The sequence below is a fragment of the Anaplasma phagocytophilum genome (genome assembly GCF_023476575.1).
Classification (GTDB): domain Bacteria; phylum Pseudomonadota; class Alphaproteobacteria; order Rickettsiales; family Anaplasmataceae; genus Anaplasma; species Anaplasma phagocytophilum_A.
The window spans coordinates 1-8,990 of the sequence record NZ_JAHLEX010000049.1 but is presented as its reverse complement, the minus strand read 5'-3'; the positions used below and the strand labels follow the sequence as shown (position 1 = coordinate 8,990).

General features: G+C 39.8%; 6 protein-coding genes. 4 read left to right on the top strand and 2 right to left on the bottom strand.

Annotated features, from left to right (window positions below):
• Positions 1–335: 335 nt before the first annotated feature.
• A complete protein-coding gene (trxB, locus tag KPX09_RS03180) occupies positions 336–1,310 on the bottom strand; it encodes a thioredoxin-disulfide reductase (RefSeq protein ID WP_249548962.1) in 975 nt (324 codons plus the stop codon).
• A gap of 5 nt (positions 1,311–1,315) precedes the next feature.
• A complete protein-coding gene (locus KPX09_RS03175) occupies positions 1,316–1,915 on the bottom strand; it encodes a peroxiredoxin (protein ID WP_249548961.1) in 600 nt (199 codons plus the stop codon).
• A gap of 304 nt (positions 1,916–2,219) precedes the next feature.
• On the opposite strand from KPX09_RS03175, the gene KPX09_RS03170 reads away from it, so the two are divergent.
• The 4 genes from KPX09_RS03170 to KPX09_RS03155 all read left to right on the top strand — a co-directional run bounded on the left by KPX09_RS03170 (position 2,220) and on the right by KPX09_RS03155 (position 8,472).
• Positions 2,220–3,404, top strand: coding sequence for a pyridoxal phosphate-dependent aminotransferase (locus KPX09_RS03170; RefSeq protein WP_275973623.1), 1,185 nt, complete (start codon positions 2,220–2,222; stop codon positions 3,402–3,404).
• Positions 3,405–4,465: 1,061 nt separating this feature from the next.
• The gene (locus KPX09_RS03165) at positions 4,466–5,743 is read left to right on the top strand and encodes a P44/Msp2 family outer membrane protein (protein WP_249548960.1); all 1,278 of its coding nucleotides are present in this window, start codon (positions 4,466–4,468) and stop codon (positions 5,741–5,743) included.
• A 59-nt stretch (positions 5,744–5,802) separates the two neighbouring features.
• Positions 5,803–7,101 (top strand): P44/Msp2 family outer membrane protein, encoded by a 1,299-nt coding sequence (locus KPX09_RS03160; RefSeq protein ID WP_249548959.1) that lies wholly within the window; start codon positions 5,803–5,805, stop codon positions 7,099–7,101.
• Between the two features lie 63 nt (positions 7,102–7,164).
• On the top strand, positions 7,165–8,472 hold the full coding sequence (locus KPX09_RS03155) for a P44/Msp2 family outer membrane protein (protein ID WP_249548958.1): 1,308 nt from the start codon (positions 7,165–7,167) through the stop codon (positions 8,470–8,472).
• Positions 8,473–8,990 lie beyond the last annotated feature (518 nt).

The window sequence follows — 8,990 nt, the reverse complement described above, 5'->3', positions numbered from 1 at the left end:
CATTTAGCACGCTAATGCAGAATCTCAATACTGAGGCTTCCTTATATAAAACGGCAAATAACATCTCATGGCTGGCTGCAGCAACTTACTATTCAATACCGCATGAAAACACTAAAGAAGACGCCAGCACGCTAATGGTGGCTGATAAAACTTATAAAGTAGTTATATAAAACAGCTGTAACATCTTGTGGTGAGCTAAACATCTGACTAACTTGCCGTCACATCCTACTCCTCAACACCTGAACAAAAATGCGGAGGCAACTAAAATGGTGCTACTAAGGCCTTCAACTACTCAAAACGACAGTAAAATCCTATTACCAGTTACCACAAGCTTACTACTCGATGCCTTTCTCTGCCAGGTACTTTTCCGCATCCAATGCAGCCATGCATCCTGATCCTGCAGCCACTACAGCTTGACGATATACTTTATCGCATACATCTCCAGCAGCAAATATGCCAGGACAGCTAGTGATAGTAGTACCAGGTATAGTGATTACATAACCTTCATCATCAAGATTCACCTTAGTACCTAGCATATTCTTCAAAACCTGTGTGTTAGGTGTGTGCCCTATAGCAACAAACACTCCCCCAACATTTAGTAAATTTTCTGTACCATCTACTGTAGACTGTAAAAGTAAAGAGGTTACTTTTTTGCCCTCAGAATCACCCAAAATTTCCTTCACAACGCTGTTCCAGATAACTTCAATCTTACTGTTACTGAACAACCTTTGCTGCATTACAGCTTCAGCACGCAGTTTATTCCTTCTATGAATTAGGAATACCTTCTTAGAACTTCTGGTAAGATACAGTGCTTCCTCAACAGCTGTATTTCCTCCGCCGATTACTGCAACAACCTCATCTTTAAAAAAGGCCCCGTCACAAGTAGCACATGCAGAAACACCCTTACTCTTAAAATTTTCCTCGCTTTCGAGACCTAACCACTTAGCTTGCGCACCAGTGGCAACTATTATACTGTATGCATGCAGCGTTTCTCCAAACATACTGCTGCATCTAAATGGATAAACGCTAGTATCTATCTCACTTATTTCGTCCGTAAGCAAAGCAGCTCCGCTTTTGACTGCTTGCTTCTGCATATACTCCATTAGCTTAGGACCTTCTATAGCCGAGAAGCCTGGATAATTCTCAACATCAGTGGTAATAGTTAACTGTCCACCGGGTTGCATTCCGGTCACCAAAACGGGATTCAGATTAGCCCTGCCAGCATAGATGGCAGCAGTACAACCTGCTGCCCCCGAACCTAGAATTAGAACTCTAACTGCATCTTTATTAGAATGCTGTACTTCCGACATTACTATTAGCTCAGATTATCTACATGAGATTGAAGGTAGTGCTCTACCCCTTGTTGAGTAGCCTCCATAGCAACCTTTCCTTTTGACCAACCCGCAGGACACACCTCTCCATGCTTTTTGTGATGCTCGATTGCATCTATTATTCTAAGGAACTCATCAACATTCCTTCCAATGGGGAGGTCATTTATGGATTGATGACGAACGACAAAATTTTCATCGACAATAATGGTGCCGCGCAGGGATACCTTACCTGCAAATAGCATACCATAACTTTCCGATATGCTATGAGAATCATCCGCTACTAAAGGGAAGCTAACCATTCCTATACCACCTTTTTCTAAAGGTGTATTACGCCAATGAGAGTGCGCGAACTCGGAGTCTGTGCTGATACCTATGACTTCGGCGTTTTGCTCACTGAATTGAGGTATTCTGCTATGCAGAGACAGTATCTCAGTCGGACACACAAATGTAAAGTCACGTGGGTAGAAGAACAATACTGCATATTTTCCAGCGACGTGCTTACTAAGCGTAAGATCACACATCTTACCATCAGACATAACGGCACGTGCAGTGAAGTCTATGGCCGGCTTTGTTACCAAATTCATAAGGCGTCTCACAAAAAAAACTTGGAACAGTATACAAAATATTACTCGATCAACAATGTGTTTTTTGGAACATAGAACGTATTGTGCAGACATTTGTATTTCAGATTAGCAGCGTGTAAGTAGTACCAATACTGCTACGGTAGTTTAAAACTTGTAGAAGTGAAATAGTAAGGGTATAACGCCCATTTACACACGCAATTTTGGTGTATGCAATTCTTTAGGTATTGCAAGTGTTTTGATTTAGAGTTAACGAGTTAGGCGGAATAGTGGCATCAGGAGTGATGCATTTTAATGGGGGATATATATGCTAAGCGAAAGGATGAATTGTATCAAGCCGTCACCTACCTTAGAGCTTTCTAGACTTACGTTGGAACTTAGGGCTCAGGGGCTTGACATAATATCTCTAGGAGCAGGGGAACCCGACTTTGATACTCCAGATCATGTAAAGGATGCAGCAATTTCTGCAATTAATGCAGGGAAAACCAAATACACTCCGGTGGAGGGGATTCCAGAATTGAAAGATTCCATTATTCGCAGTGTGCGTCGAGACTATGGTATAGACTACGTAGCCAATCAGGTATTAGCGGGAGCTGGGGCTAAGCAGTGTATATATAACCTGTTTATGGCTACCATAAACGAGGGGGATGAGGTTATCATTCCTGCGCCATATTGGGTTTCGTATCCAGACATGGTAAAAATAGCAGGTGGCGTTCCAGTTATTTTAAATTGTGGTGACTCTTTGAAATTGACTCCAGAATTACTTCATGGGGCAATAACGCCGAAGACTAAGTGTCTCATTATTAACTCTCCATCTAACCCTACTGGTGCAGTATATAGTAGAGAGGAGCTAGTTGGTATAGCAGAGGTTTTAAAACAGCACGAACATGTCTTAGTTATTACTGATGATATATATGCAAAGCTTGTATACGATGCTGAGTTTTGCGGCATTCTGCAGGTAGAACCGTCACTTTATGATAGAGTATACATAGTTAATGGGGTTTCAAAGGCGTACTCCATGACAGGCTGGCGGATAGGGTACATATTGGGTAATGCAGAGGTTATAAAAGCGGTATCCACGATACAGTCTCAGAGTACAAGCAATGCTAATTCCATAGCGCAGTATGCTGCAATAGCCGCGCTGGATGGTGATCAATCTTTTTTAGATGCTAGAATTAAGACATTTGCGCGAAGAAGGGATAAGGTTATCGATGCAGTGCTTTCTGCAGGGGTGTTGCAGGCAGATGTGCCACAAGGAGCCTTTTATGTGTTCATATCATGCAGTAATGCGATAGGTAAACATGCTCATAAAGTGGGTGTGATAAACGACGGAAGTGATATGGCAAAGCATTTGCTAAATCATAGGGTGGCTGTGGTTCCTGGTGTTGCATTTGGAGCTCCTAACTTTTTCCGTATTTCTTATGCTCTTTCAGATGATAGGTTATCTGAAGCATGTGAGAGGATTTTGGAGGCTTGTTCGTACTTAAGCTAGTATTTGGTATTAGGGATTTAAGAAAAATTACTGAGTTGCAGTGTAGATCTCAAGTGCTTTGTAGTAGAATTGGACGTGGGTCAGAAGTCTTATTGTTTCTTGGCCTCTGTGGGCATGAGCCCATTTGGTTATATGTGACATTTTGATCCTTTGCAAGTATCGCTGCATTGCTTACGGGGTTGGTTTGTCTTCATATTCAAATTTTCGCGAGTTTGGCTTAGGTCTTTAGCTAAGCTGGATAGGGTTGTTGTTACTCTCTTTGAATGAATTTTGCGGCCTTCAAGCTTGAAGGATATGTATTCTCTCTTTAGGTAAGAAGGGAGTTTTGTTATATATATGTAATTTCTAAGAAGTTTTCCAAATGTTGTGCAACAAACAGAATTTCAGTAGGAGAAGTTCTTACATTGAAGAAGTTCAAATACCATTAAATTGGAAAATAGTTCCAGTTTTGTCCGGGATATAAAAAGCATTATTTTTCTGATATTTAGACGGTATAATACCAAATATCCTAAAAACTTCAAGAATCCCTGCAAAAGCCTATTGGATCGTAGTAATGCTATCTTCTTACTTATAATAGTATGATATATCAAGTATGTTATAGGTATAAACTAAACTATTATATGAGTAATTAAGAAATTAAAGTGCGGAAATGCGCGTCTCATTTCAATTTCAGGCTGGTCAATGGTTGTTACTATCTTTTAAGTAATGCTTGTTACGATTTTTCAGAAGCTTTAGGTGTTATTTCTCCTACTAGCATAGGCTAAAGCAGTGATTTTTGTTGAATAGGTTGTAATGATTGATATGAGATATCTTATATTAACAGGAGTTTTCAACTTACAAGTATTATTCTTATCGTCTTATCATAAAAAGGGGATCAATATACCTTTTTGTTAGGTATTATTGGAAATTATGATGCTTAAGATTGATTTATAATGCTTTACTATAGCCTATTTTAATACTGATTACGTTTGAGCCAAACTTGTGGTGTGATTTGCATTTATAAAGTGATGGTGAAGGGGAATGGGTCGATTTTCATGACCTCAGTTTTAGGAGTTAGGTATATGAGCGCTAGAAGTTGTAGGAAGCTGTTTTTAGGAAGTATAATGCTGTCTTTTGCGGTACTAATGACTAGTCAAGAAGTCCAAGCTGAACATTCTGGACGAAATATTTCCGATATAGGGGAATCTAATTACTTCTATGTAGGATTAGATTATAGTCCGGTGTTTAGCAAGATAAGAGATTTTACTATAAGTGAAAGCAGTGGAGAAACCAAGGCAGTATATCCATACCTAAGGGATGGGAAGAGCGTAAAATTAGAGACCAGTAGATTTGATTGGAGTAGACCTGATCCACAAATTAGGTTTAAGAACAGCGTGCTACTAGCTATGGAAGGAAGTATTGGCTATGCTATGGGTGCTGTCAGATTTGAAGTTGAAGTTGGTTATGAGCGTTTTAAGATCAAAAGTCGCTACGGTAGGAGTATAAGAGACGAGGAATCCGATACAATATATCTACTCGCTAAGGAGTTAGCATATAATGTTGTTGCCGACAAAACTGACGCGCTTGCTGCCGCTCTTGCAAAAGTGAAAGGACAAGATATTGTCAATTTTGCCAATACTATGAAGATTGCTTATCCTTGGATTAATGAGCAAATTTGCAGTAGAGGAAAAGATCTTTTGGGCAACAATGGGCTCAAAGACAGTAAGGCAGGTTCTTGCAATAGTAAAGATAAAAAGGACGGAAAGTTGGAGCAGAGCTTTACAGCGGCTTTAGGCGATCAAGGAGCGCAGAAGTGGCCTAAGATCAATAATGGAGATGAAAAATTAACCGGTGGTAATAGTAACGGGAAGCCTTATACATCGGATGCATCAGCTACTGTAGCAGGGGATATAAGTAGCCTTGATAGGGAAGCAAAAGTCATAGTGGCAGGGTTATTAGCTAGGACTATAGAGGGGAGTGAGATTGTAGAGATAAAAGCAATTTCTTCCACGTCTGTCATGCTTAACGCTTGTTATGATCTTTTCAGTGAGGTGCTTGGTATTATGCCGTATACCTGCATTGGTCTTGGAAGTAACTTTGTTAGTGTAGTTGATGGAAAAGTAACTCCGAAGTTAGCTTATAAGTTAAAGGCTGGATTAAGTTATAAGTTCTCTCCTGAAGTTTCAGCATTTGCGGGAGGGTTTTACCATCGTGTTGTTGGTGATGGAGAATATGTAGATCTTCCGGTAAAGCACTTATCTTATGATCTTAGTCCTCGAGGACGTACACAAGAAACGGCTGTTGCGAAATTCAGCATGAGTTATGTAGGTGGTGAATTTGGCGTAAGGTTTGCTTTTTAAGGTGATTGTTGGATCTGGGGGGAGGTAGAGCCTCTGCCCTAGTTTTAGGAGTAAAGTACATGAGAGTTAGAAGTTATGGTAATCTGTTTTTAGCAGGAGTAATGGCATTCATAGTAGGTGTTACTGTTATCAATGCCGCTAAAGCAGATCAAGATTATGGAGCTTCTTCAGATGCTAGGAGGTCTAGTCATTTTTACATAGGGTTAGATTATAGTCCGGCATTTAGTAAGATAAGAGATTTTAAGATAATAGAAAGTAGTGGTGAAACTGCGGCGGTATATCCGTATTTTGATGATGGGAGGAGCCCTGCAATAGAATACAATAAATTTGATTGGGATACTCCAAATCCTCTTATAGGCTTTAAGGACAATACACTTTTAGCTATAGGCAGCAGTATAGGTTATGCTTTTTCTAGAGCTAGAGTTGAAGTTGAAGTTGGCTATGAGTCCTTCAAGATAAAAGATAGGGGTAAGAGTGGAAAAAAAGAGAAGGAGGGCAGTGCGGTATATTTGCTCGCAAAAGAGCTTGCATATAGTGTAGCATCTAATCAACAGGATAGGCTTGCTGTAGCGTTATCTAAAGTTGAAGGGAAAGATATTGTTAATTTTGCTAAAGCCCTAGAAAGTACTAGCCCCACTATCGGAGAAAAGATTTGTCGAACGCGCAGTGGCAAGGGCGATGACAATTATGCTAGATATTCAGAGAAGACCTCATGGTTTAAGGTAAGCGATAATAATACTGCACTATGTGGAGATATCGGGGGAACAAGTGGTTATAATAGCCTAAAGGCGCATGTTTTTAAGGACTTTGCGGCTAAAGCGCTAGGAGATGGTACTAGGAATTGGCCAACATCCAGTGGGACTAATAGTAAGGAAAACGATAATGCGAACGCTGTAGCTGCAGACTTAGTCAAGAATCTCACTATGGCAGAAAAAGCAATAGTAGCTGGATTATTCTCAAAGACTATTGAAGGGGGTGAAGTCACAAAGATTAGGGCTATTTCTACTACCTCGGTCATGCTGAATGTTTGTTATGATTTTTATGGAAAGGAGTCAAGAATTGCTCCTTATGCATGTGCCGGAGTAGGCAGTAATTTCGTTGGTATTGTAGATAGACATATCGTTCCTAAACTTGCTTATAAGTTAAAAGCTGGTATAGGCTGTCAGATTTCTTCTGAAATTTCAGTTTTTGCAGGTGGGTTTTATCAACGTGTTTTAGGTGATGGGAGGTATGCGGATGTTCCTGTGAAGCGCTTATTTTATGATGAAAGTCCAAAGGGGCGCACAAAAAATACCGCAGTTGCTAATTTCAGCATGAGTTATGCCGGTGGTGAGTTCGGTGTAAGGTTAGCCTTTTAATGTAATAGTAAAGGGGGATGGGACGATTTACGTAAGGGCCCTCCAGTTTTAGGAGTTAGGTATATGAGCGCTAAAAATTGTAATAACCTATTTTTAGGAAGCATAATGATGTCTCTTGCTGTGCTAATAACTTGTCAAGGAGCTCAAGCAAGAGGTGCTGAGAAGAAAAGTACTTTTGAGGTTGAGAAATCCCAGTATTTCTATGTAGGACTGGATTATAGTCCAGCATTTAGTAACATAAGAAATTTCACTATACAGGAAAGCAGCGGTGAAACTAAGGCAATGTATCCGTACATTGGGAAAGAAGAGGAGATAATACTAGAAGCTAGTAGATTCGACTGGAATATGCCAAACCCGCGCATAGGCTTTAAAAACAGTATGCTTGTAGCTGTAGGAAATAGTATTGGTTATGCTATGGGTAGCATAAGAATTGAAATTGAGGTTTCTCATGAGCGTTTTAAGAGCCAGGGAAGATATATTGGAAATAAAAAAGAAGAAGAATCTGATACAATATACCTACTAGCGAAGGAGTTAGGACATAGTGCAGTCACTGAAAAAACCGAAGATCTTGTATCAGCTTTGACAAAAGTAAAAGGTGAAGATATTGTACGCTTCGCTAATGCCTTAGAGGAGACTCGTCCGGATATTGGTGACAAGATCTGTAGGACTCGCAGTATTCCTGGAGGTAAAAACTACGGTAAGTATAATAGCTACACTTCGTGGTTAAAAGATACCAATAATCTCACAGCGTTATGTGGAGATATAGGAGGTAACAGCGACAAAAAGGAACATTACAACATGATTCAAAATTCTTTTAGGGACTTCGCACGCGAAACTCTGATAGGTGAGAGCAGAAACTGGCCAACAACAACTGGTGATAACACACGGGGAAACGACAATGCAAAGGCATTGGCAAGAGACCTAATAGCACTAAGCCGAGAAGAAAAGATAGCAGTTGCGGGATTAATGGTAAATACTATTGAAGGAGGTGAAGTGGTAGATATTAGTGAAATTTCTTCCACCTCCGTAATGGTGAATGCGTGTTACGATTTCTTAAGTAAAGAAGTATCTATAGTTCCTTATGGATGTATGGGATTAGGTAGTAATTTTGTGGGCATTGTTAAGGGACACCTTACTACAAAGCCAGCTTATAGGTTCAAGGCTGGTATAAGCTATAAGCTTTCTTCTGGTATTGATATCTTTGCAGCAGGGTTCTATCATCGGGTTTTCGGTAGTACCGAATATACAGACATTCCTGTAGAGTACTTGATAGATGATGTGAGTCCTTACGGACGTACTAAGGAGACTGCAATGGCTAATTTCAGAATGAGTTACGCTGGGGGTGAGTTTGGTATGAGATTTGCTTTTTAGCTGGGGTAATTGTTATAAGGAAAGTAATGGCATGGGTGGTAGCAGCGCAGGCGTTTATATTTAGCAGTGTTATGGGAGATAGACTCTGCGATAAATGATGCATTCACTTGAGATTCATATAAAAAATGAATGTTGAGGACAATATATGCTACCAAACAGCCAAATAGAATAACAGGGATTACATTCGATGTGTTATCTCTCATTATTAATGGATCAGTCAATTGATGACTGATATCCCTCAATTGCTAAAAACAATTCTAATTTGTTGTGATAAACTTCTTAAAGTTTCACATGATGGGGAAGGTAATTACATATGTCACAAGTTCTAAAGATAAATGATTGCGTAGTTGCCAATATATGCAGGAAACAAAAGTAGGGGAAACTAGTGTGGACATTATAGTGTGCCTAATGATGACCTACCAAGGTGTATTACGTGCTTTTTCTTTTTATGTCATAGCTGATGGTTCGACTATAGCAGCACTAAAGTGGGCATGAATATGGTTTTTGCGGTATACCAT

What these genes read in the sequence shown, in the direction of transcription:
- KPX09_RS03170 (WP_275973623.1), top strand. Translation starts at nt 2,220, where the DNA reads ATGCTAAGCGAAAGGATGAATTGTATCAAGCCGTCACCTACCTTAGAG.
- KPX09_RS03165 (WP_249548960.1), top strand. Translation starts at nt 4,466, where the DNA reads ATGAGCGCTAGAAGTTGTAGGAAGCTGTTTTTAGGAAGTATAATGCTG.
- KPX09_RS03175 (WP_249548961.1), bottom strand. Translation starts at nt 1,915, where the DNA reads ATGAATTTGGTAACAAAGCCGGCCATAGACTTCACTGCACGTGCCGTT.
- KPX09_RS03155 (WP_249548958.1), top strand. Translation starts at nt 7,165, where the DNA reads ATGAGCGCTAAAAATTGTAATAACCTATTTTTAGGAAGCATAATGATG.
- KPX09_RS03160 (WP_249548959.1), top strand. Translation starts at nt 5,803, where the DNA reads ATGAGAGTTAGAAGTTATGGTAATCTGTTTTTAGCAGGAGTAATGGCA.
- trxB (WP_249548962.1), bottom strand. Translation starts at nt 1,310, where the DNA reads ATGTCGGAAGTACAGCATTCTAATAAAGATGCAGTTAGAGTTCTAATT.